Origin of the sequence: Saccharomonospora amisosensis (assembly GCF_011761185.1) — a bacterium.
Classification (GTDB): Bacteria; Actinomycetota; Actinomycetes; order Mycobacteriales; family Pseudonocardiaceae; genus Saccharomonospora_A; species Saccharomonospora_A amisosensis.
The window spans coordinates 1-22,049 of record NZ_JAAOYM010000001.1; the positions used below are offsets into that span (position 1 = coordinate 1).

At 67.0% G+C, this 22,049-nt stretch carries 21 protein-coding genes; 20 read left to right on the plus strand and 1 reads right to left on the minus strand.

Going from position 1 to position 22,049, the window contains the following annotated elements; genetic code table 11:
* From FHU38_RS00005 to FHU38_RS00070, 14 genes are all read left to right on the plus strand, one after another.
* The coding region (locus FHU38_RS00005) for an integrase core domain-containing protein (protein ID WP_167165496.1) at positions 1 to 185 on the plus strand (185 nt) is incomplete at its 5' end.
* A gap of 169 nt (positions 186 to 354) precedes the next feature.
* Positions 355 to 792, plus strand: a complete 438-nt coding sequence (locus tag FHU38_RS00010) for a hypothetical protein (RefSeq protein WP_167165498.1) — start codon at positions 355 to 357, stop codon at positions 790 to 792.
* A gap of 141 nt (positions 793 to 933) precedes the next feature.
* Positions 934 to 1,797 carry an MlaE family ABC transporter permease gene (locus FHU38_RS00015; RefSeq protein ID WP_009156926.1) on the plus strand — a complete coding sequence of 288 codons (864 nt, stop codon included), beginning with the start codon at positions 934 to 936 and terminating at the stop codon, positions 1,795 to 1,797.
* 16 nt (positions 1,798 to 1,813) lie between these two features.
* Positions 1,814 to 2,698, plus strand: coding sequence for an ABC transporter permease (locus FHU38_RS00020; protein ID WP_232285490.1), 885 nt, complete (start codon positions 1,814 to 1,816; stop codon positions 2,696 to 2,698).
* 36 nt (positions 2,699 to 2,734) lie between these two features.
* Complete coding sequence (locus FHU38_RS00025; RefSeq protein WP_009156924.1) at positions 2,735 to 3,595, plus strand: ABC transporter ATP-binding protein; 861 nt, start codon at positions 2,735 to 2,737, stop codon at positions 3,593 to 3,595.
* Positions 3,596 to 3,599: 4 nt separating this feature from the next.
* Positions 3,600 to 4,829 (plus strand): MlaD family protein, encoded by a 1,230-nt coding sequence (locus FHU38_RS00030; protein ID WP_009156923.1) that lies wholly within the window; start codon positions 3,600 to 3,602, stop codon positions 4,827 to 4,829.
* Positions 4,826 to 6,256, plus strand: coding sequence for an MlaD family protein (locus tag FHU38_RS00035; protein ID WP_167165500.1), 1,431 nt, complete (start codon positions 4,826 to 4,828; stop codon positions 6,254 to 6,256). The genes FHU38_RS00030 and FHU38_RS00035 overlap by 4 nt, the downstream gene beginning before the upstream one ends.
* A complete protein-coding gene (locus tag FHU38_RS00040) occupies positions 6,253 to 7,536 on the plus strand; it encodes an MlaD family protein (RefSeq protein WP_243852169.1) in 1,284 nt (427 codons plus the stop codon). The genes FHU38_RS00035 and FHU38_RS00040 overlap by 4 nt, the downstream gene beginning before the upstream one ends.
* A gap of 5 nt (positions 7,537 to 7,541) precedes the next feature.
* Entirely contained in the window at positions 7,542 to 8,861 is a 1,320-nt protein-coding gene (locus FHU38_RS00045; RefSeq protein WP_009156920.1) for an MlaD family protein, read from the plus strand.
* Positions 8,858 to 10,123 (plus strand): MlaD family protein, encoded by a 1,266-nt coding sequence (locus FHU38_RS00050; protein ID WP_110341464.1) that lies wholly within the window; start codon positions 8,858 to 8,860, stop codon positions 10,121 to 10,123. The genes FHU38_RS00045 and FHU38_RS00050 overlap by 4 nt, the downstream gene beginning before the upstream one ends.
* 13 nt (positions 10,124 to 10,136) lie before the next feature.
* Complete coding sequence (locus FHU38_RS00055; RefSeq protein ID WP_009156918.1) at positions 10,137 to 11,432, plus strand: MlaD family protein; 1,296 nt, start codon at positions 10,137 to 10,139, stop codon at positions 11,430 to 11,432.
* A 119-nt stretch (positions 11,433 to 11,551) separates the two neighbouring features.
* Positions 11,552 to 13,768: an MMPL family transporter gene (locus FHU38_RS00060; protein WP_313886623.1), complete on the plus strand. Its 2,217-nt coding sequence runs from the start codon at positions 11,552 to 11,554 to the stop codon at positions 13,766 to 13,768.
* Entirely contained in the window at positions 13,765 to 15,123 is a 1,359-nt protein-coding gene (locus tag FHU38_RS00065; protein WP_167165504.1) for a peptidylprolyl isomerase, read from the plus strand. Before FHU38_RS00060 ends, FHU38_RS00065 begins: the two co-directional genes overlap by 4 nt.
* The gene (locus FHU38_RS00070) at positions 15,120 to 15,332 is read left to right on the plus strand and encodes a hypothetical protein (RefSeq protein ID WP_009156915.1); all 213 of its coding nucleotides are present in this window, start codon (positions 15,120 to 15,122) and stop codon (positions 15,330 to 15,332) included. The genes FHU38_RS00065 and FHU38_RS00070 overlap by 4 nt, the downstream gene beginning before the upstream one ends.
* A 12-nt stretch (positions 15,333 to 15,344) precedes the next feature.
* On the opposite strand, the gene FHU38_RS00075 is transcribed toward FHU38_RS00070, so the two are convergent.
* On the minus strand, positions 15,345 to 16,013 hold the full coding sequence (locus FHU38_RS00075) for a response regulator transcription factor (protein ID WP_167165506.1): 669 nt from the start codon (positions 16,011 to 16,013) through the stop codon (positions 15,345 to 15,347).
* Positions 16,014 to 16,049: 36 nt separating this feature from the next.
* On the opposite strand from FHU38_RS00075, the gene FHU38_RS00080 reads away from it, so the two are divergent.
* The 6 genes from FHU38_RS00080 to FHU38_RS00105 all read left to right on the plus strand — a co-directional run bounded on the left by FHU38_RS00080 (position 16,050) and on the right by FHU38_RS00105 (position 22,028).
* Positions 16,050 to 17,453, plus strand: a complete 1,404-nt coding sequence (locus FHU38_RS00080) for a sensor histidine kinase (RefSeq protein ID WP_167165508.1) — start codon at positions 16,050 to 16,052, stop codon at positions 17,451 to 17,453.
* A gap of 189 nt (positions 17,454 to 17,642) precedes the next feature.
* Positions 17,643 to 18,749: an NDMA-dependent alcohol dehydrogenase gene (locus tag FHU38_RS00085; protein WP_009156912.1), complete on the plus strand. Its 1,107-nt coding sequence runs from the start codon at positions 17,643 to 17,645 to the stop codon at positions 18,747 to 18,749.
* A gap of 81 nt (positions 18,750 to 18,830) precedes the next feature.
* Positions 18,831 to 19,814 carry a R2-like ligand-binding oxidase gene (locus FHU38_RS00090; RefSeq protein WP_009156911.1) on the plus strand — a complete coding sequence of 328 codons (984 nt, stop codon included), beginning with the start codon at positions 18,831 to 18,833 and terminating at the stop codon, positions 19,812 to 19,814.
* A 109-nt stretch (positions 19,815 to 19,923) separates the two neighbouring features.
* Positions 19,924 to 20,997, plus strand: coding sequence for an NAD(P)/FAD-dependent oxidoreductase (locus tag FHU38_RS00095; RefSeq protein ID WP_167165510.1), 1,074 nt, complete (start codon positions 19,924 to 19,926; stop codon positions 20,995 to 20,997).
* A complete protein-coding gene (gene fdxA, locus FHU38_RS00100) occupies positions 20,985 to 21,305 on the plus strand; it encodes a ferredoxin (protein ID WP_009156909.1) in 321 nt (106 codons plus the stop codon). Before FHU38_RS00095 ends, fdxA begins: the two co-directional genes overlap by 13 nt.
* 123 nt (positions 21,306 to 21,428) lie before the next feature.
* Complete coding sequence (locus tag FHU38_RS00105) at positions 21,429 to 22,028, plus strand: sigma-70 family RNA polymerase sigma factor (protein WP_313886624.1); 600 nt, start codon at positions 21,429 to 21,431, stop codon at positions 22,026 to 22,028.
* The last annotated feature ends 21 nt before the right edge of the window (positions 22,029 to 22,049 follow it).

Sequence of the window (22,049 nt, forward strand, 5' to 3'; positions counted from 1 at the left end):
CTGATCAAGCCCGTAAGCCGTGGCGCACGGTCGAGCAGGTCGAGTTCGCCACCGCCGAATGGGTCGACTGGTTCAATCACCGCCGTCTCCACGAGTACTGCGGCGACATCCCACCGGTCGAACTCGAAACCGCCTACTACGTTCACGACCGGGCCCAGCAACCCGCTGAGCTCTTAAACCCATAGCTCTCCGGACACGCCGGGGCGGTTCACTCGTGTTGTTCGTTGGCCCGTTCGGACCAGTGTTGGCCCACACGTGCCGTGTGATCCACGGCATACTCTCACTGCGTTCGGGTCGTGCCTGCGGTGTCGAACGGGAACTGCGCAGCGCCGCGCGACAGAGAGGTTTGATCACATGGGTGTGACGTCGGTTCGCCGCCAGCATGCGGAGCGGACCCGCCGAAGCGGCTCCGGTCAAGGAGGAGCCGGGCAGCGAGCGCCTGGGGACGTCATCGACATGCCGCTCGCGGTACGTGGCGCGTCTACGGGATTCACCGTCCTGCTGCTGGGAAGTCTTACGCATCCGCTCGTCGCCGCTTGGACTCCAGCATTGTCTCAGCTGTGGCTTCCACTCGTGGCATTGGTTGCTTTCGTGGTGGCGGCGCGCCGCGTCGGCAGGGCGCGCATTCCCATCGTGCACGGCGCGGTGGCCGCGATGAGCAGCTATTTACTGATGTTGCCGCTGGTGTTGCTCGGCCCCGCCGGCGGTGATCCGGCGCAGATCGCTCTGACGGTGGCGGCCTCGCTGATCACCGGAGCTGCCGTCGGCTTTCTGCAGGGCAGCCGAAGGTAGTCGGCGACCTCATGTGAGCCTCGCGTTCGTCGATCCTGTACGGGTTGACGGCCTGGCAAGCCCCCCGCCGCCGGGCAGCTCCGGCCATGTCTGCTGCCCAAGTCGTCAGCATCGGCACACGTCTGAATCATAGGAGCGGCTTTGACTTCCACCGACATCTCGGTGTCATCGCGGCGGCCGTCGCGCGAGCCCGAAGCCAAAACGCGCACACTTGGTGGTCTCGGTTCGTCGGTAGCGAAGCCGTTCGAGCAGGCCGGCGAGATGGTGCGGCTACTCGGTGTCGTTCTGTACTCGGCGATTCGCCACCCGATGGGCTACTGGGGCGAGGTCCGGGACCAGATGTTCCTCACGCTGAGGTTGTGCTCAATTCCGATGATCATTTCCACGATCGCATTCGGACTTGGCGCACCTGGCCTCCAAGGTGGCAACATCTTCTATCTGTTCGGCATTCCCGAGCGTCTGGGTTCGTTCTTCATCATGGCGAGCGTGCGCGAGTTCGCGCCGTGGATCAACGCGATGATCATCGCCGGAGTCATGGGCACCGCCATCACCGCCGACCTCGGTGCGCGCCGTATTCGGGAAGAGATCGACGCCATGGAAGTGCTCGGCGTCGATCCGATCCGGACGCTTGTGGTGCCTCGAGTTGTCGCGCTGACGCTCATCACGGGATTGATGGACATCGTGGCGTTGGTATTCGGCGTCGTCGGTGGATACATCGCGGCCGTCCCTATTCTCGAGGCGAATCCGAGCGCCTTCGTGGCGAGCTTTTTCGACAACGCGACAACGACCGATATCTGGGCGAGCGTGGTCAAGACGTCGCTGTTCGGCATGATCATAGGCGTCGTCTGCTGCTACAAGGGGATGAACCCGGGGAGCGGCCCCATCGGTGTCGGCAAGGCGGTGAACCAGGCGGTCGTCATCGCATTCGCGACCATCTGGATCGTCAATGCCGTGTTCACCGCGATCATTCTCGGTGTGAACCCGGACATGATTGTCTTCAAGTGATGAGGCGGTGGACCCTGTGAGTAGCGGAATGCCACGACCGACAGAGACCGGCACGCAGGCCGGCCGTTCACGAGCCCGTCCTCCGAAGCCGGCCGATGTCATCGTCTCCCCGGGCAGTATCGTCAAGTCCATCAAGGAGGCGGTGACGACCGGTGGTGACATCGCGCGGTTCTCCTGGCAGGTGGTTCGCGCGTTACCTGACTTGCGTCATTACCCGACCGAGGTGTTCCACCAATGTGGCGTGCTCATCCTGTCAAGCGGATTGATCATCTGGATGATGCAGTTCGTCATGGGATACGAGTGCGGCTTGGAGGGCAACTACACGCTGAAACAAATCGGCGCGCCGTTATACTCTGGTATTTTCAACGCCTGGTGTGGCATCCGCGAGATGGCGCCCTACATGTGGGGATACATCATCTCCGCGAAGGTCGGATGCGGCCTTGTAGCCGAAATCGGGTCCATGCGCATCTCGGACGAGATCGATGCGATGGAAGTCATGGGCGTGAAATCGCGCAGTTACCTGGTCGGAGCCAGGGTGGTCGCGGCGTGGCTCGCGCTTCCGTTTCTCTACATCGTCGGACTCGGCATCATGTACATCGGTGAGTACCTCACGACGGTGAAGATGCTGGGCGGGGTGTCCGAAGGCGGATACAGCTTCATTTTCTGGCTCTATCAAAATCCCGCCGATCTGCTGTATTCCCTTGTCAAAGTGATGGCGATGGGAACAGCCGTCGTGTTCGTGGGATGCTACTACGGCTACACGGCCAGTGGCGGGTCCGTCGGTGTGGGCCGAAGTACGGCGAAGTCCATGATGCTGAACATGGTGCTGGTGCATGTGATCGGAGTGCTGGGCACCCAACTGTTCTGGGGCCTCAGTCCCAACGCGCCGATCGCGAACTGATCTTGAGCCAGGTCCCTCTACGGCAAGGAGTTGACGATGTCCTTTGTGTCACCCTCGACGGCGACAGAGCCGACGACGCAACTTCCCCATGCGGGGAACCTGCCTGCCGGCGATCAGGTGCGTCGAGACGGCAACGGACAGCTGCGGCACTCGATGGAAGTGCGGAATGTCGTCAAGTCGTTCGGCAGCTTCCGGGTTATGAACGGAATGAGCATCGACTTCGTCGATGACGCGATCACGACCGTCCTGGGACCTTCAGGGACCGGCAAAAGCGTACTTTTGAAGCACCTCGTAGGACTGCTGGAGCCGGATGACGGAGAGATCGTCGTGTTCGGCAAGAACATCTGGCAAATCAGCGAGAAGGAACGCTACGACCTGCGCAAGAAGTTTGGCGTCCTGTTTCAGGACGGTGCACTTTTCGGATCGATGAATATTTACGACAACACCGCCTTCCCGCTGCGTAAGCACACCGATCTCGATGAGTCGGATATCGAGGAAATTGTGGTGAGTCGGCTCCAGGAGGTCGGGCTGGAGAAGGCGATGGCGAAACTACCCAGTGAAGTTTCGGGTGGGATGCGCAAGCGGGCCGGATTCGCGAGGGCGCTCGTGCTGGATCCCGAGGTCGTGCTGTTCGACGAACCGGATTCCGGTCTCGATCCGGTGCGTACCAGCCTGCTCAACGACCTCATCCTCAAAATGCACAACGAGCACAAGGGGACCTACCTTCTCGTCACGCATGACATTAGGACCGCGCGGAAGGTTAGTGACTATGTTGGCCTGATCTGGCAGGGACAGGTGGTGCATTACGGCGAGGCCGAGGAGGCATTCGCGTCCGAGGATCCGTTTGTCCGGCAGTTTCTCTCCGGAGATTCCGCTGGACCGTTGGGAATGGACTGACTCGATGCGACGTATCTTGGCTTTCGGCGTCGTCGCCGTCGTCGTTCTCGGAGTTGCCGGCTTCGTGCTGGGGAGGGACGACGGTTATCGAGTCGACGTGGTGCTCGCATCGGCCACCAACGTCGTCGAAGGCGGCTCAGTTCACGTCAACGGTTTCGAGGCGGGCAGGGTAGAGAACATCGCGGTGCAGGACGGCAAGGCCCGGGTCACGTTGGCGATGAACAACGACCACGCTCCGCTGCACGACGGTGCGGTCGTGACCATCGAGTGGAAGGCGGCGCTGGGTGAACGTATCGTCGCCGTCGCGGACGGGCCCGCCGGGAACGCCGTCATCCCGGACGGAGGAATGATCCGAGGGGAAATGCCTACGCCGATGGAGGTCGACCAGGTTCTCGCGGCACTGGATGAGCCCACGCGAGAGCACCTGTCCTCCCTGATCCGGCGGCTTGACAAGTCCGTGGACGGCAACGAAGAGGACCTCCGTGACACGTTGCGGTCGGCGGGGCCGGCGCTGGAGGCCCTGGGTGAGGTTCTGCGGGCGGTCGGCAGTGACGGTCCGGCGATCAAGCAACTGATCACCCAACTGGATGGCATCGTGTCCACGCTCGTCAACCGCGAGCAGGCCATCCGCAATATCATCGAGCAGGTTTCGACCACGACCCGTCTCACCGCACAGCAAAAGCACGCGGTGGCGGAGGCGTTGGACAAACTTCCGGGCACGTTGGACACGGCGAAGACGACACTGGACCGGGTCCCTTCCGTCGCGGACAAGGCGGTTCCGCTGCTCGAGGATCTGAAACCCGCTACCGACAAGTTGCCGTCGGTGGCGCGGAACCTGAGGCCGGTGCTGGCTGACCTGCGCCCGCTCGTCGCGGAACTGCGGCCAACACTGGCGGTGGCGCGGGATCTGCTTCGCTACACCCCGGGGTTGCTGGACAGCGCTCATGGGGTACTGCCGGGCGCCAACTCACTAGTCGGGGACCTCACTCCCGCGTTGAGTTTTCTCCGGCCCTACACCCCGGAGATCGCCGGATGGGCCGCGAACTGGGGCTCCGCGAACGCCAACTATGACACCAACGGCCATTACGCCCGGATCTACGTTCAGGCCGGGCTCGGCAGTGTCAACGTCAATCCGGGCATCGTCCCCCCCGGCTACAAGAAGGACCTGACACCGGCGCCCGGTTCGCTGGTCGACCAGCCCTGGGTGGATGCCGCCGGAGGTGGAGTGCGATGAGCAAGCAGCCCAACCAGGTGCCTCGTCGGCTACCGCGTGGCCGGATTCTCGCCGTCGTCGCGGTGGCCGTGCTCGGGGTGACAGCGGGAACAGTCGGCATTGACCAGGAGAGCGAGCCGGGCCAGACCACGATCGTCGCGCGCTTCGCCGATGCGAGTCCTCTGCTGGTCGGCAACGAGGTGAAGGTCAGTGGCGTGAAGGTCGGCCAGGTGGCGGCGATGGATGTGCGGGGCGGCAAGGCCTCCGTGGTGCTGAGCCTGGAGAGCGAGGCCCTTCCCGTGCACACGGACGCCAGGGCCACCATCCGTCCAGTGAGCCTGCTCGGCGAGCGCTACGTCGAGCTGGATCGGGGAAGCCCCGACGCGCCGGTACTCGGCGATGGCGATGTCCTCCCGATGCGGCAAACCGGCGCGCAGGCCGACCTCGATGAGGTGCTCAACACGGTCGACGACCCCACCGGACGGTCGCTGGCCGCGCTGGTGACCATGCTCGGGGAAGGTATCCGTGGCAACGGCGGAAATGTCGACGCCACCATCCGGGCCCTCGAGTCGTCGATGAACGACACCACGGCCCTGTCCGGTGTCCTGCGGGACCAGAACCAGCTGCTCGGCAGCCTGGTGGACAAGCTGCAGCCTGTCGCGAGCGCTCTCGCCGCCGACCAGGGAGCCAACCTCGACCGGCTGGTCGCCTCGGCGCGAAAGCTCACCGCGGCCACCGCCACGAAACGGCGGGAACTGACCGAGACGTTGCGGCGTCTGCCAGAGACCCTCGCGACGGCCCGCGCGACGCTCGCCCAGCTCACCGGCACCGCCGCCGAGACCACGCCGACCCTCGCGGCGATCCGGCCCACCACCGACGACCTCGCCGCGATCAGCGCCGAAATCCAGCGCTTCGCCGACGCCGCCGATCCCGCCCTGGCGCACGCCAACCCCGTCCTCGAGCACGCTCAGCGCCTGCTGGACGAGGCCAGGCCGGTGGTGGACCAGCTTCGGCAGGCCGGTCCGGACCTGCGGTCGGCGGTGGGCGACCTGCGTCCGGTCGTCGGTGAACTGACCGCCAACCTCGGCAACGTGCTCGGCTTCATCCGTAACTGGGCACTGACCACCAACGGCCGGGATGGCATCTCACACTACTTCCGCGCGATGCTGGTCGTCAGTCCGGATCTGCTCGGCGCGGCCGTGCCCACGCCCAACGGCGCGCCACCCGCGCAGCAGCAAGGTCCGCCCTCCGAACGACCGCCGGAAACATCACCCCAGCCTGACCGTGCGCCGTTGCCCCTGCCGCAGGTACCCGGCCTTACCGGGGACGGCGGCATCCTCGGTGGGCTGCTCTCCACCGAACAGGACCCCAAGGCAGGTGTGACCGGGCTCGACCCACAGCAGGAGCAGGGACTCGTCCAGTTCCTCATCGGGGGAGGAGGTCGATGATGGCAAGCAACAGCAAGCGCCGCCGGCGTTCGGTGCTCACCGGAATCGTGGTGCTCGTGGTGTTCGTGGCCTCCGTTGGCGTCGCGATCACCGCGAACAAGGGCATACCCGGTCTGCCGCGCACCGTGGTGCGCGCCGAGTTCGTTGAGGTCGGAGGCTTGCGCAGCGGGGATGACGTGCGGATCAACGACGTGCGCGTCGGGCAGGTCGGCGAGATCACCCTGGTGGACGGCAAGCCAGTCGTCGAGCTGAGGTTCGATGGCCACCGGTCCATCTACCGCAATGCGACGGCCGTCACCGCATCGGTGGGGGCGCGCTCCGCGCTCGGCCAGAAGTACGTCGCCTTCAACCCCGGTTCACCACAAGCCGGAGCCGTCGACCCCGGGGAGGTCATCCCGGCCTCGGAAACGACCGGAGCCCAGGAACTGTCGGACCTGCTCGCCGTGCTGGACGAGCCCACCCGCAAGGCGCTGGGCTCGACGCTCCGGGAAACAGGCGGCGGTGTCGCAGGCCATACGCAGGACCTGCGAGACACGCTGGCCGCTCTGCCGACCGAGCTGCCCGACCTGGGGACCGTGTCGCGCGCGCTGACCACGGAGGGGGGTGCCGACCTTGTCCAGACACTGCAGGCCGTGGATCGCTTCAGCGGCCGCTTCCAGGGCCGGGAGCAGCAACTCAGCAACCTTGTGCGCCAGCTCGACACCACCCTACGCTCGGTCGCCGTCGACGACGCCAGGCCGGTGTCCGACGCGCTGACCAAGGCGCCGGACACGCTGACCAAGGTCCGCGGCAGCCTCGAGGCCCTGCGGCGGCCGCTGGCCGACACCGAGGCCGCCGCGGCGGCATTGCGGCCCGGAGCACAGGCGCTCGGCCAGGCAACCCCCGATGTGCGCGGCGTGCTGCGAGAAGGGATTCCGCCGTTGAACAAGGTGCCCGGTGTCGCGGGGCAGGCGATGCCCGCGGTGGACGGCCTGACTCGGACGTTCACCGATGCGCGCCCGGTGGCGCCGCGTATCCGGGAGGCGGTCGGCTCGGCGCAGCAACCCCTGGCCGTTCTGGCGCCCTACGCCCCGGAGATCTCGCTGTGGTTCACCCACGCCACCGACGCCCTGCATCAGGGTGATGCGGCTGGCCACTGGCTGCGCTTCTCACCGCCGGTCGGGACGAGCACCGCGACCGGCATCGTGCGGGGCCTGCGTGACCCGCTGACTGCGCGCAACCCGTACCCGGCACCCGGCGAGGCCGCACGAGACAAGAGCACACTGCTGGGACCGAGGTGACACAGATGGAATCGAATCCGCGGAAGAGGCTCGCACGGGCCCGGCGCTCCCCGTTCCGACTCGGCCTGGTCTTCATCGTCGTAGCGTTGGTGGTCGGCGTCGGCCTGTTCAACAAGGACCCCATTCTCACCACGTTGAAGCCGGGCACGACATTCGCGATCCACTTCGCCCGGGACTACCATCTTCGTCCCTACGTCACGGAGGTCAAGGTCGCCGGGGTCCCGGTCGGCAAGGTCACCGCCGTCGAACCGGGGTCCGACGGCTCCGCGCGAGTCGAGGTCAAGGTCGACGGCGACATTCCGGGCAAGCTCCGCTCCGCGCCGTCCGCGGTGATCCGCCCCGCCACACTCCTGGGTGGCAAGTACTACCTCGATCTCGTACCCGGAGGGCAGCCCGGGGACTTCGGCGGCACCATCCCGGTCGCGCGAACGGAGGTCCCAGTGGAGCTCGACAAGGTCACCCGGGCGTTGCCACCCGACACGCTGGAGTCCGCGACGTCGGCCGTTGATTCGCTGGATCGCACGTTGGACGAACGTGGCCGCGCCGCGCTGGACCGGCTCCTCGCCGATGCCCCAGGCACGTTGGACCCGGCGGCCACCGTACTCGACGCCGCCCGGGGCACGCGCCCGGCAACGGACCTCACTCACGTCGTGGGGGGCCTGGAGTCGACGGCGCGGACGCTGACCGAGCAGCCAGGGCAACTGGACGCCATCGTGCGTGACCTGGACACCCTGGGCACCGTGCTGGGGCGGCGCTCGGCCGACCTGGCGGACGCGCTCGCGACGTTGCCCCGGACCCTGGACTCGACGAACGCTGGGCTGCGCCGCCTGGATGGCACGCTGATCCGGCTGCGGGACACCGCTGACCCGGCGCGCCCCGTCGCGGCGGAACTCGACACCGCGCTGGCGCATGCCGATCCCGTACTGGCGAAGGCCCGCCCATTGGTGACCGACCTGAAGAACCTGCTGGTCGATGCCAGGCCCGTCGTGGAGCGGCTGGTGCCCACCGCCCGCGACGCCACGCCCGTGCTCGACGACGTGCGTGGCCCGGTGCTGGACCGCCTCAACGGTCCGGTCAAAGCCACGGTCCTTTCGCCCTACCACGGCACCGGGCCCTACTCGGACACCGGCGGAGACAGGCCGCTGTACCAGGAGCTGGCGTACATGTTCGCCAATGTCGACCGGGCCTCCTCCATGACCGACGCCAACGGCGCCTCGATCGCGTTCCATCCTGGAGTCGCCCCAGGCACGCTCGCCGGCCTGCCGATCAGCCTGGAACAGCTGTTCCGCAACCTCACCGGCATCGGGAAGGGAGAGCCACGATGAGCGGCACACGGCACCGCCTGCGCAAGACGTGGCAGCGGGTGCGCAACGAGCCGCGCCTGGGACGCAACGTGCTCACGCTGGCCGTTCTGGTGGCCCTCGGCCTCGGCGCCGGCGGATACATCCTGAGTCAGCAGGGATCGGGGACCACGACCTGGCCGTGGCAGGATCAGTTCGTCTTCACAGCCGAGTTCGACAACGCGCCCGCCGTGAGCCCCGGCAACGGACAGGAGGTCCGCATCGCCGGTGTGCAGGTCGGGCAGATCGAGTCCGCTTCGGTCTCCGACGACGGCAAGGCGGAGCTGACACTCTCGATCGAACCCGGTCACACCGTCTACGACAACGCCCGGACGGTGCTGCGGCCCAAGAGCCCGATGAACGAGATGTACGTGGAGATCGATCCCGGTGGCCCGCCCGGCAAGCCGCTCGCCGAAGGGGATATGATCCCGGCAACGCAGTCGCAGCGGCCCATCCAAGCGGACGAGGTCCTCGCGCACCTCGACACGAATACCCGCAGCGCCCTGACCGCGCTGCTCACCGAGTCCGACACGGCACTGGCCCACGCGCCGGAGGCACTGCCGGGCGGGCTGTCCGCCACCGACCGCGTCGTGCGTGACCTCAAACCCGTCGTCGTCGAGCTGCAGACCCGCAAGGACAAGCTCGCGCAACTGGTCACCGCACTCGCTCAGGTGTCCAGCGCTGTCGGTGAGAACGACCAGCGCCTGGCCGAGCTCGCGAGGAACCTGCAGCACACGCTGGCCGCGGCCGGAGAGCAGAGTGACGCCATCGACGAGGCGCTCGCCCAGCTGCCCGACGTGACCGACGAGCTGGGCCGCGCCACCGGCAGCGTGCAGGCCCTGAGCGACCAGCTCGATCCGGTCCTGGACAGCCTGCGGCAGGCCTCCGGCACGCTCCCGGATTCCTTGCGCAGGCTGACCGCCACCGTCGATCGCGTCGGCGAGACCGTGGACGTGGCCAACCCGGTGGTGACCAAGGCCAGGCCCGTCGTCAATGACTTGCGGCCCCTGGTGACTGACGTCAACGCCCTCCTGCCCGACCTGCGGCACACCACCAGCCGGCTGGAGCCGATCACCGCCTCCCTGCTCCCCTATCTCAACGACCTGGGAGCCTTCGTGTACCAGACCAACTCGGTGACCAGCCTCCACGACGCCAATGGCGGCATCCTGCGTGGCCTGCTCCAGGTGACGCCCAGCACGTTGCCGCTCCCGGGCGCCGAGATCCTGTCCAGCCCGACACCACGCTAGGCGGTCGACCACCATGAGAATCTCGCATTCCGTGCTGCCGGCCATCCGGCTCACCGTCCTGATCGTCTTCGTCGCCGTGTGCGCCGTGATCTTCGGCTATCTCTGGGACAACTCGGGCGGGCGGCTTCCCTTCCAACGCTCGGCCTACCAGTTGTCGGCGAGCTTTCCCCGGGTGGCGAACCTGGTGCCCGGCGCGGACGTGATGGTCGCCGGCGTCCGGGTCGGCGAAGTCGCCGAGGTTCGCCCTGCCGGGGAGCGGGCACGCGTGACGATGGAACTGGACAACCAGTATCCGGTGCACGAAGGTGCCACGGTGCGGGTCCGGAACAAGACCCTGGTCGAGGAGACCTTCCTGGAGATCAGCGACGGTGACGGCGCGCCGGTGCCCAGCGGCGCCACCCTGCCGGACTCAGCCGGCCAGCCGCCGGTGCAGCTCAACGATGTTCTGGCCAGCCTCGACCAGCCCACCCGTGAGGCGCTGGCAAGCGCGGTGCGTTCCCTCGGCGGGGCGACGGAAGGCAGCCGCGAGAACATCTCCCGTGCGCTCACCGGCCTCGGCTACCTCGGCCGGGAGGGACAGGGCGCCCTGGCCGCGCTGTCCGCCCAGAGCGACGATCTGTCGAAACTCACGGGGAAGACGGCGACCCTGCTGGCCGCGCTCGACACCAGCCAAGGACAGATTGCCCGGCTGGTCGCCGACGCCGACACCCTGACTCGTACCACCGCCGACGGCGCCGGCCAGATCGAGGCGGTGCTCCGTCGACTACCACCGGTCCTGGACAGCGCGAGCGCCGCCACCGACGACCTGGACCGGCTCTCCACCAGCCTGGCACCCATCGCCCAGAACCTGCGTACGGCCGCCCCCGACCTCAGTGCCGCACTGCGGGAACTGCCGCGGACCTCCGCCGACCTGCGCGGCCTGCTGCCCTCCCTGGACGGCGTGCTGAACACCGCGCCGGACACCCTCACGAGGGTCCCCGCGGTGGCGGCCGACGCGCAGCGCCTGCTGCCGACCCTCGACGTGGCGCTCGCCGACGTCAACCCCATGCTGGCCTACTTGCGGCCCTACGGCCCCGATGTCGCCAGCATGTTCGCCAACATGGCACAGTCGATGGCACGGGGGGACACCAACGGCCGCTGGCTGCGGACGTTCCCGCCGGTCAACGAGCAGAGCGTCCGGGGCAACCCGCTCAATCTCAACCAGATCCCCCTGCTGGACAAGTACAACCCGTACCCCGCACCGGGGGAGGCGGCCAACCCGGGCCCGTTCGACGGCGAGTACCCGCGCGTGCAGCGTGATAACAAATGAGAAGGCCGCGTCCTCCACGCCTCCGGCTCCGACTGCCCATGCCTTGGGGTCGGCACTCCCATGCGCCAGCGGAGAAGCGGCGCCCCCGGTGGTCGCGGTACCGGACCAAACGCGGCGCCGTGACCATCCTGGGCGCCCTGCTCGTGGTCGCCTTCCTGATCGGCGGGCTGGCACAGGTGCGCCTGGAGACCAGTGTCGAGTCCTTCCTGCCACACGACGACCCCGCGCTGCAGGAGCTGCAGGCGGCGGCGTCCGACTTCGGCGGGGACCCCGTCGTGGTCCTGCTCGAGTCACGCCAGCCGGGTGAGCTGCTCGACCAGCAACATTTGCTGCCGCTGCTGCAGCTGGAGGGCCAGCTGTCACGCCTACCCGACGTCGCCGCCACCTACGGCCCCGCGACCACGCTCAACCAGATCGCCGGCCGGGTGCAGGACCTGCTCGCCGAGCTCGCGGGACGACGCGACGCCCTCCGCGCCCGAGGCGGAGACGCGACGGCGGCCGAGTTCGACGCCCGGTACGGGGCACTCCTGGTGCAAGGGCTTCCGGCTGGGCTGCCCACGTTGCGCAACCCCGGCTTCGTTGAGACGGTCCTCCACACACCGGACGGGCAACCCAAACCACAGTGGCGGTTCATGGTCCCGTCCGACCGGGCCGTCGCCGTGCTGATCCGGCCACGCGAGGGGCTGGACCAGGACGGCACCGACCGGCTCGTGCAGAGCGTCCGGAATGCCGTCTCGGCGGCCCGCGACACCGTGGGTGCCGAGCGTGCCATCGTTTCCGGCGTTCCCACGGTGACCTCGGATCTGGCCAGTCAGGTGCGCTGGGAAATCCCTGTGATCGGGGGGATCGCGGTGGTGGCGGTCGCCGCGTGCTTTCTGCTCATCCCCTGGACCCGGGGTGTGCGACGACGGCTCCTGCCCGTGGTGACGACCACCGTGGCGGTGGCGCTCACGGTCGCTACGTTCGGGTGGCTAGACCGGCCCCTGTCCCTGGGCGTGGTCGCCTTCCTTCCCGTGCTCTTGGGCATCGGCAGCTACTATCCAACCTACTTCGCGCAGCACGCCCGGCGTCGCGTCGTGCTGGTGGTCGCCAGCGCGACCGCGGCGGCATTCGCCACCCTGGCGCTGTCCCCGTTACCCCTCGTCCGGGACCTCGGCCTGACGCTGGCCTTCGGCGTTCTGCTCGCCGCCGCGCTGGGTATGGTGCTGGTGCGCGCGGTGTCACGGGCTGACGCTGAGCCTCGCGGCGACCGTCGGCCCGCTGCCCGCACCGCTGCGTCCTGGCCGATCCGGGCTGCTGCCGCGCTGCTCGCCGTCGCGGTCGCGGCGACGGGCTGGGTCATGCTGCCGCAGTTGAGACTTGACAGCGACTTCCGCAACTTCGCCGCAGGGCTGGAAACCCTCGAGGACGCGCGTAAGGTGGAATCGGTCATCGGCTCCTCCGGTGAGGTGGCGGTGGTGTTGCGCGGCCCCGACGTGCTCGCACCCCAGGCCGTCAGCTGGTCCCACAGCGCTCAGAGCATGATCGTCGAACGGCACGGAGACCAGCTCCGGCCGGTCATCTCGCCCGCCACCCTGCTTCCCTTCCTCGGGTCGTCGCCGTCCGCCGCGCAGATCGAGGCCGCGACCCGGCTGCTGCCGCCGTACCTCACCGGCTCGGTGTTCCGCGACGACCGGCGGGCAGCCGTGCTCAGCTTCGGTGTGCGCATGGACGACCTCGACCAGCTGCGGACGCTGCGCGACGACGTCGCCAGGAACCTGCCACCGCCCCCGACGGGGTACCGGGTGGAGTTGACCGGCTTGCCGATGGCTGCGGTCCGCGGGCATGAACTTGTCTCCTCCGACCGTGTCATCACCAATGTGGCGGGGATCCTCGCCGCTGGGGGCGTGCTCCTGATCGGCCTGCGCCGCAGGAGCGACGCCGCGCGCGCCGTCGCCGCCGCCACCCTCGCAACCGGGGTCGGCCTCGCCGCCCTGTGGGTGGCACGGGTTCCGCTGACCCCGATCACCGCCGCGCTGGGTTCCCTGACAGCGGCCGTCGGGTGCGAGTTCACCGTGCTGCTCGCCGAAGCGGTGCGACGGGGCAACGCCGCGCTGCGCACCTCCGTGTTGCTGGCCACGGCGACATCGGCCGTCGGGTACGCGGTGCTCGCCGTGTCCCAGCTCGAGGCGGTCCGGGAGTTCGGTCTGCTGCTCGCCGCATCGGTGCTGCTAGCCCTCGGAGCCGCGGCGTGCGTCGTCTGGCTTACCGTGAAGCCCCTCCGGCGGAGCGATCGTCGCCCAGCGACCGCGACCACTCCGCCCGTATCCGTCACCACGCCAGGAGGTGGATCATGAAGCAGCGGCAGACATCCGACGTGACGGATGCCAAGGAACAGGATGCTGATACGCGTGAGAACGACGCAGAGCGTTCGGGCACGGACCGGGACACCCACGTCGCCGAGGATTGCTCGCCGGACCAGCGGCGAGAGCAAGGAACCCAGGGCACGGGTGGCCAAGACCGCGACATCGCCAACAACGACGACAGCGGTGCGGACGGCGTCGATGCCGAGCGGAACGCCGACGGTGAGCCGGGCGGCCTGCGCGGCCTCCTCAGGCGAATCAGGCTCCCGCGGACCCGGAAGGCGCGGACAGTCGCGGCCGTGATGCTGCTGCTGCTCGCGGGCGGTGGCGCGGGCGGCTACCTCTGGTGGGCTGGTGAGCAACTGCCGGACGATGCCGCCTTCCGGATCGACGATCGTGTCGTCACCGTTGACGACCTAGGCGAAGTCACCGACACATGGCGTGCACTCTACGGTATCGAGCCACCGCAGGAGCCCGGCAGGCTGGACCGTTTCCGGCGCGACGCCGCCAAGGCCTATGCGGTGAGCCTGCTCCTCGACAGGGCGGCCCGGGACCACAAAATCGTGGTGGCGGACAAGGCGGCCCGGGACACGTTGAGCCGGTTCGTCACCCAGCAGTTCGGCGAAGGCACCCAAGGTCGCGACCAGTTCGTCCAGGCGCTGGGCAACGCGGGCACGTCGGAACGAGCCGTCCTGGACGAGGTGAAGAAGCAGTTGGCCATGGACCAGCTGTTCAACACGGTCACCAAGGACACACCGAAGGTCGGCGACCAGGAAATCCGTGAGGCATTCAGCAAACGAAAGGATCAGCTGGGGACTCCTGAGCGCCGGGAACTGGCCAACATCGTCGTTCGGACCAAAGATGAGGCCGACCGGATCGTTGCCGAGCTCCGCGGCGGGGCATCGTTCGACACCCTCGCCCGACAGCACAGCCTCGACAGCGCGACCCGAAGCGACGGTGGAAACCTTGGCACCGTGACCCGGGACCAGCTTCAGCCCGACTACGCCAAGGCAGCCTTCGCCGCTGGGCGGGGTGAGCACTTCGGCCCTGTGCAGAACCAGTTCGGCTGGAACGTCGGTATGGTCACCGGAATCACACCGGCCGAGCCCGCGAGGTTCGACCAGGTGCGCGACCCGCTGAAGCAGCAACTCGAACTGGAACGAAAACTCCAAACCTGGCGCGACTGGCTGGCCGAGCGGATCCGCGACGCGGAAATCCAGTACGCCGATGCCTACCTGCCCGCATCGCCGGACGCTCCGCCAAGCGTGCAGCCGGGCGAACTCGGGATTCCCCAAGGGCAGGAGCCCGCGAAACCCGCTCAGCCGCCCCGGCAAGGGGGTCCCCGGTGAGCACGGCGGGGCCCCTGCTCGTGCTGGCGGCACTACTCGTGTTGCTCGGCCGGTGGGGCTTGCGGAATGCCGACACGGCGGTACCCGCGGCGCTCGGTGCCCGGGAACGCGCCCGCCGCGCGCGGGTGCTGCGCCGGGGCGCGGTCGCCGCACAGGTGGTGGCGGCTGCCTTCGTCATCCTGTCCATTCTGGCCTTGTGGGGAACTTGATGCCAGCATGTCTCAGACGCCCGTATCCTTGGGCCGGTCGATCAGCCCGTAGTACCCGGCCAGTCCCGCGGCTTCCGCGCGGCTCCCGACGTCGAGCTTGTGTAACAGGGCCGCGATCATGCGTTTGGCCGTACGCTCGGAGACCAGCATCCGTTCGGCGATTTCGATCGTCTCGGCGCCCCGCGCGAGCAAGCCCCACAGGCGCATCTCCTCGGTATCCAATCTCTGGAGAATCGTTTCCGGTGGGCGGCGGATGCCGTCCAGCAGGGCGGTAAGCAGATCCGGTTCGAGGACCCGGAAACCGGCCGCGACGCTTAGCAACGGGGCGACAAGGGTGTCGGGGTCCGCGGACTTCGACAGGTAACCATCGGCACCCGCCCGCAATGCCTCCTCCGCCAAACCCCGATCGGTGGTGCCTGACAGCGCCAAGATCCTGGTGTCCGGGTGGCGTGACTTGATGTGCCGGATTGCCGCCACGCCGCCGATCGGTGGCATGGCGAGATCGACGATCGCTAGCTCGGCGCCGGTCGAGCCGACAAGAGCGGCTGCTTCCTCCGGTCGGCTGGTCGACCCGGCGACCGAGATGCGGTCGCCGACCCGGCTATCCAGCAGCAGAGCCAAGCCCTGCGTGAATAGATCGTGGTCGTCGACGATGACTACGATCAGCTTGCCACCATCCATAGCATAACTCTACTGCGACATAACGGTGGTGCTGAGATGTCATACGACGAGGTGGGCGCGACTGGGGAATCTCCGGCCGCAATGCGCTGGTGGCGTGCGCCTCGGTCGCGGCGGTATCTGGTCGGGCTGCCGGATCGTGCCGACAAGCTGCGTCCGGTCGGGTTGATCACCGTCTGGGTCCGGATGGGTGTCGTGCTCTCAGCGGCGGTGCTCCTGCTGGTGGGGTCTGGCCCCTTCGTCCACCACACGGCAGCGGCCTGGTTTGTGGTCTGCGTCGCGATGGCCTACTCGATAGTCGTGTTGCGGCACCCATCGTGGGAGGTCGAGGGGAGATGGCCTGCCGCCGTCATCACCGCGTTGGACGCTAGCCTGGCGTCCGGGATCGTGGCCTTTTCCGGCGCCGCGCAGAGCCTGGCGGTGTCCATCCTGTTTCTGGTTATCGTCGCCGCAGCGTCGCGGCTGTCCTTCCTCAGCACGTTGGGAGTGTCCCTGCTGCTCGGTGGAAGCTACGTGACGATCGCGCTGGTCGTGGATGCCGGGAACGTCTCGGTGCACGATCGTTTCCTGTCCGGAATGTGGTGGGCGCTCTACCTGCTCTTCACCGGCGCGCTGGGTTCGGGGCTCGTCCTGCTAAATGAGCATGCCGAACGCGCTCGCGGCCTGGCTCAAGCGGAGACGATCGCCGCACGCATCGTGGCGGACGAGGAGCGTGACCTCCGGGCTCGGCTGAAGGCGGCCTACGATGCGCAGGAAACCGGGCTGCGCGTCATACTTCATGAGTTCCGTACGCCCGTCACGTCCTTGGGCGCGCTGGTCCGCGATCTGTCTCATGAGGACGACTGTGGCGAGGCGCGGTCCGTCAGCACCCGCCGCGCTCTGTTGACCGCGCACGTCGAGCACCTGTCGGCCATGCTCAACGCGCTGGCCGACGTCGCAGCCAGCCGGCGACCAGCCTTCAGCACAGGGCACCTTCGGGTGGTGAACGTGCACGAATTCATACTCATGGCCGCCGACGCGGCCGGCTTGCCGCGGGAACGACTTCGATTGATCGTCTCGCCATCGAACGCCCACGCCCAACTCGATGCTCAACTTGTCCGCCGGGTCGTCACGAACCTGCTGGAGAACGCATCCCGCCACGGCCGTGACCAGCCGGTCAGTGTCATCGCGAACCTTGACCAAGGCTCGCTGTCACTGGAGATCGCCGACCGAGGGCCGGGAATACCCCTTGACCGCGCCGTCGAACTCACCGCCAAGTTCGCGCAGGCCGGGCAGGAACGAGGCACCGCAGGTCTTGGCCTGTGGATCGTCGACCAGATCATCCAGGCGCTGAACGGCACGATCGACTTTCAGGAGGCCGCCGGAGGCGGGTTGGCCGTGCGCGTGACATTGCCCGTGCGGACGCTGGCTGGTCGCCCACCCACCCAGTCGCCTCACCCATAGGTCCGCACCACGAGCGCCAGGGGGTGGCGATGGTGCGCCCAGACCAACTGGGCCTCGACCGATCTTGCGCGGCCCACACTGTCCGTGGCCTTCATGGGCCACTCGCGGCACGGATGGCCCGTATTGCCGGGTGCGCATTCCTCATACGCTGGGGGAAGAAGCCCTTCAGAGTCGAAGGAGACGATGTCGATGAAGACCAAGGCCGCCGTCTTGTGGGGCCTCAACGAGAAGTGGCAGGTCGAAGAGATCGACCTCGACCCGCCGAACGAGGGTGAGGTCCAGGTCAAACTGGCCGCCAGCGGATTGTGTCATTCCGACGAGCACCTCGTCACCGGCGACATCCCGATCCCGTTCCCGGTCGTGGGTGGACATGAAGGCGCCGGCATCGTTGAGGCGGTGGGCGCGAACGTGACCGAGGTGGCCGAAGGCGATCCTGTTGTCTTGAGCTTTCTCCCGGCATGCGGCAAGTGCTCCTACTGCGCCCGTGGCATGACGAACCTCTGCGATCTGGGTGGCGCGGTGATCCTCGGGCCGCAGCTGGACGGCACCTACCGGTTCCATACTCGCGGCGAGGACGCGGGCCAGATGTGCCTGCTGGGTACCTTTTCCGAGCGCACGGTGGTGCCCGCCGCCTCGGTGGTGAAGATCGACGAAGGGTTTCCGCTGGAGAAGGCCGCCCTTGTCGGGTGTGGGGTCACGACCGGATTCGGTAGCGCCACCCGGGCCGGCGAAGTGCGTGCCGGCGACGTGGTCGTCGTGGTCGGGGCCGGTGGCATCGGTGTCAATGCCATCCAAGGAGCACGGGCCGCCGGCGCGCGTGCCATCGTCGCCGTTGATCCGGTCGAGTACAAACGTGCCAAGGCGGGCGAGTTCGGGGCCACGCACACGGCCGAGTCGATGGACGAAGCGTGGAACGTGGTCAGCGAGTTGACCCGCGGGCAGCTCGCTGACGTATGCGTGCTCACCACCGACGTCGCCGAGGGCTCCTACATCGAGCCCGCTTTGAGTCTGGTGGGCAAGCGTGGGCGTGTGATCGTCACCGCGATCGGCCATCCGGACGAGCACACGATGAGCGGCAACCTCTTCGAACTCACGCTCTACGAGAAGCAGATCCGGGGCGCGCTGTTCGGATCCTCGAATCCGCAGCATGACATTCCGCGACTGCTTGAGTTGTACAACCTCGGCCAACTCAAGCTCGACGAACTGGTGACCGCTGAGTATCAGCTGGAGGACATCAACCAGGGATACCAGGACATGCGTGACGGAAAGAACATCCGCGGAATGATCCGCTTCTGAAACTCCTAAGTCGACAGAAACAGTTATCGTCGCCAAGTTATTCCCGCCCTATCCGGCGTGTATTCGAATCGAGGATGTGACATGGCAATCGACCGCGTCATCCAGCACGGTAAGCGGAATGGGTATGGCAGCCTCTGTGAGGGCGGCCTACGCATGGAATCCTTCCCGATGCGGCTGTTCCGGAAGGGAAACAAGAAATTCTGGGACCCGGAAACGATCGACTTTTCGCAGGACGCCGCGGACTTCGCCGCGATGTCGCCGGACGAGAAGAAGTTGACCTGTATCCTTGCCTCGCAGTTCATGGCCGGGGAGGAGTCGGTCGCTCAGGACCTCCAGCCGTTCATGGCGGCCATGGCGGCTGAGGGACGGCTGGCCGACGAGGCCTACCTCACCCAGTTCACCTTCGAAGAGGCCAAGCACATGCAGTCGTTCCGACTGTGGTTCGACGCTGTCGGGCTCGGCACGGACCTGCATGAGTACGTGGAGTACAGCCAGCCCTATCAGACGATCTTCGCCGAGGAGCTGCCCAAGTCCCTGTACGCCTTGGAGAAGGACCCGTCGCCCGCGGCGCAGGTGCGTGCCTCGATTACCTACAACCACATCGTCGAGGGTTGTCTTGCCCTCACCGGGTATTTCGGATGGGCGAAGGTATGTGCAAGCCGGGGCATCCTGCCGGGCATGCAGCAGCTCATCAAGTACATCGGCGACGACGAGCGCAGGCACATGGCGTGGGGAACATTCACCTGCCGCCGTCACGTCGCCGCGGACGAGCGGACCTGGGAGGTCGTTGAGGAGCGCATGCAGGAACTAATCGAGCCAGCGATGGGCTTGATCGTGAAACTGTTCGACCAGTTCGAGGGCGCGCGGGCCCCGTTCGGCATCGATCTCGACGAGATGACCGACTACGGCATGGACAAGATCAACCGTCGGCTGGAGTCGATCGAGGGGGCACGGGGCCGCCCCGTAGAGGAGATCGACGAGGACTACTCGCCGATGCAGCTTGAGGACACCTTCGCCGAGGAGGACGAGAAGGTCGTGGCGAAGTCGCTTGCGGCCGTGTCCTGAGCCGACGCGCTCCGAGCACTGTTCAGTGGAACTGTTCGTCCGGGAGCGGAGACCCGACCCGGGCGAACAGTTCGCGTCGGCAAGGTCACCAGAATCGAGGCAGCAAGAGATGGGCACAACAACCGCGCCAGCTGGCGAGGTCACTGTTGACGTGTTGTTCGTCGGCGCCGGGCCCGTGGGGTTGTTCGGTGCCTACTACGCGGGTTTCCGTGGGCTTACTGCGGCGTTGGTGGATCCGCTACCGGAGGCCGGTGGTCAGGTACAGGCGATCTACCCCGAGAAGAACATCTACGACATCGCGGGCCTGCCCGCTGTTCAGGGGCAGCAGCTGATCCGCAACCTCCTCGAGCAGGCGAAACCGTTCGGCCCCCGATTCCTTTTGTCTCAGCAGGCGAGCGACATCCGGGAAGTTGCCGATGGCTGGCGGGTGACGACCTCCTCGGGTGTCGTCGTCAACACGAGGGCCGTGATCGTCACCTCCGGAGTGGGTTCGGTGACTCCGCGTCCGCTACCAGCAGGTGAGGAGCTTCTCGGGCGCGGGCTCTGCTACTTCGTCCCGCAGCTGGAGGTGTTCGACGGCAAGGATGTCGTCGTGGTGGGCGGTGGCGACTCGGCGCTGGACTGGGCACTGGCCGCGGTTCCGCGTGCCCGGTCGGTCACCCTCGTGCACCGTCGCAAGCAGTTCCGGGCGCACGAACATTCGGTCGCGCAGGTGAAGGACAGTCCGTGCCACCTGGTGCTCGACGCCACCGTTACCGCGGTTCGTGGTAACGACAGCGTGGAGAGCGTGGACGTCACTGTGCGCGGGGAGGACGGCGCGCGGGAGCTGAAGGCTCAGGTCGTGGTCGCCGCACTGGGTTTTCTGATGGACCTCGGCCCGATCGCCGGGTGGGGCCTTGAGATGGAGGGGCGGGCCATCCGCGTCGACACCCGGATGCGTACGAATCTGCCGCGCGTCTATGCCGCTGGGGACGCGGCGACCTTTCCGGGCAAGGTGAAATTGATCGCCGTCGGTTTCGGCGAGGTGGCGCTCGCCGTGAACAACGCTGCCGTCGAGTTGAATCCGGACGCGACTCTTGCTCCCGGGCATTCGAGTGATCTCGTGCCCGCGTCGGAACCGTTGGCGCCCGAGGGAAACTCTGCACAGCCGCGAAGCAAGGAGGTCGCAGGATGGCGTTCGTGATCGGCGAGCCGTGTGTCGACGTCAAGGACATGACGTGCATCGAGGAATGCCCGGTCGATTGCATCTACGAGGGCGAACGGATGTTGTACATCCACCCGACAGAATGTATCGACTGCGCGGCCTGCGAGCCGGTATGCCCAGTAGAGGCCATCCGTCCCGCGCAACACGTCGATGAGGAATGGAAACCGTTCCAGGAGTCGGCGCAGCAAGCGTTCACCGGGATCGGGTCGCCGGGAGGTTCGACGAAAGTGGATACCCCGATACCCGACACCGAGTTCGTGAAAACGCTCCCTCGCAAGGAGGACTAGTCAAGGTGGAAGGTGCGTCGCGATCGCGACGCAGCATTACGAGGAGTGAGTGTGGGCTCAATCGCTGTGGCTCAACGAGGAGCACGCAGCACCGCCGATGACGGACAGGCTGGCGGTGATGTGGTGGACCTGTCCGCTGACAACTGGGTGCTTGTTCGTGCGGCTCAACGAGGAGACGCGTCGGCGTATGCTCTGCTGTACGACAGATTCGCGACCAGGGTTCAACGCTTTGCCCGATCCCGTGTCCGCGATCGGCACCTGGCGGAGGACGTCACCAGCGAGACCTTCGCACGGGCGCTGCGGGCCATCAACTCGCTAGAGTACCGGGGACGAGACGCGGGCGCGTGGTTCCTCACCATCGCCCGCAACATCATCTTCGACTACACGAAGTCCGGGTCGGTGCGGCATGAGGTCACCGTCGACGAGCTCCCGGACGCCTCCGGTCACGAGACGCCGGAGGAGCTCGTCATTCTTGGGATCGCGCGAGCTGAACTGATCCGGTGCCTGCGATTACTCCCCGATGACCAGCGAACGTGTCTTGTGCTGCGGTTCTTCTGCGATCTCTCGGTCAGCGAGACCGCGAGAATCCTGGACCGCGAACCCGGTGCGGCGCGCTCTCTGCAGTATCGGGCGATTCACCGTCTTGGCGAGTTGATCGGCGGATCTGCGAATGAGCAGCGTCGGGCACAGCCGGCACCGTCCGGAGGAGAGAAAGGCAGTTGACGATGACAGCAATGACTGTTG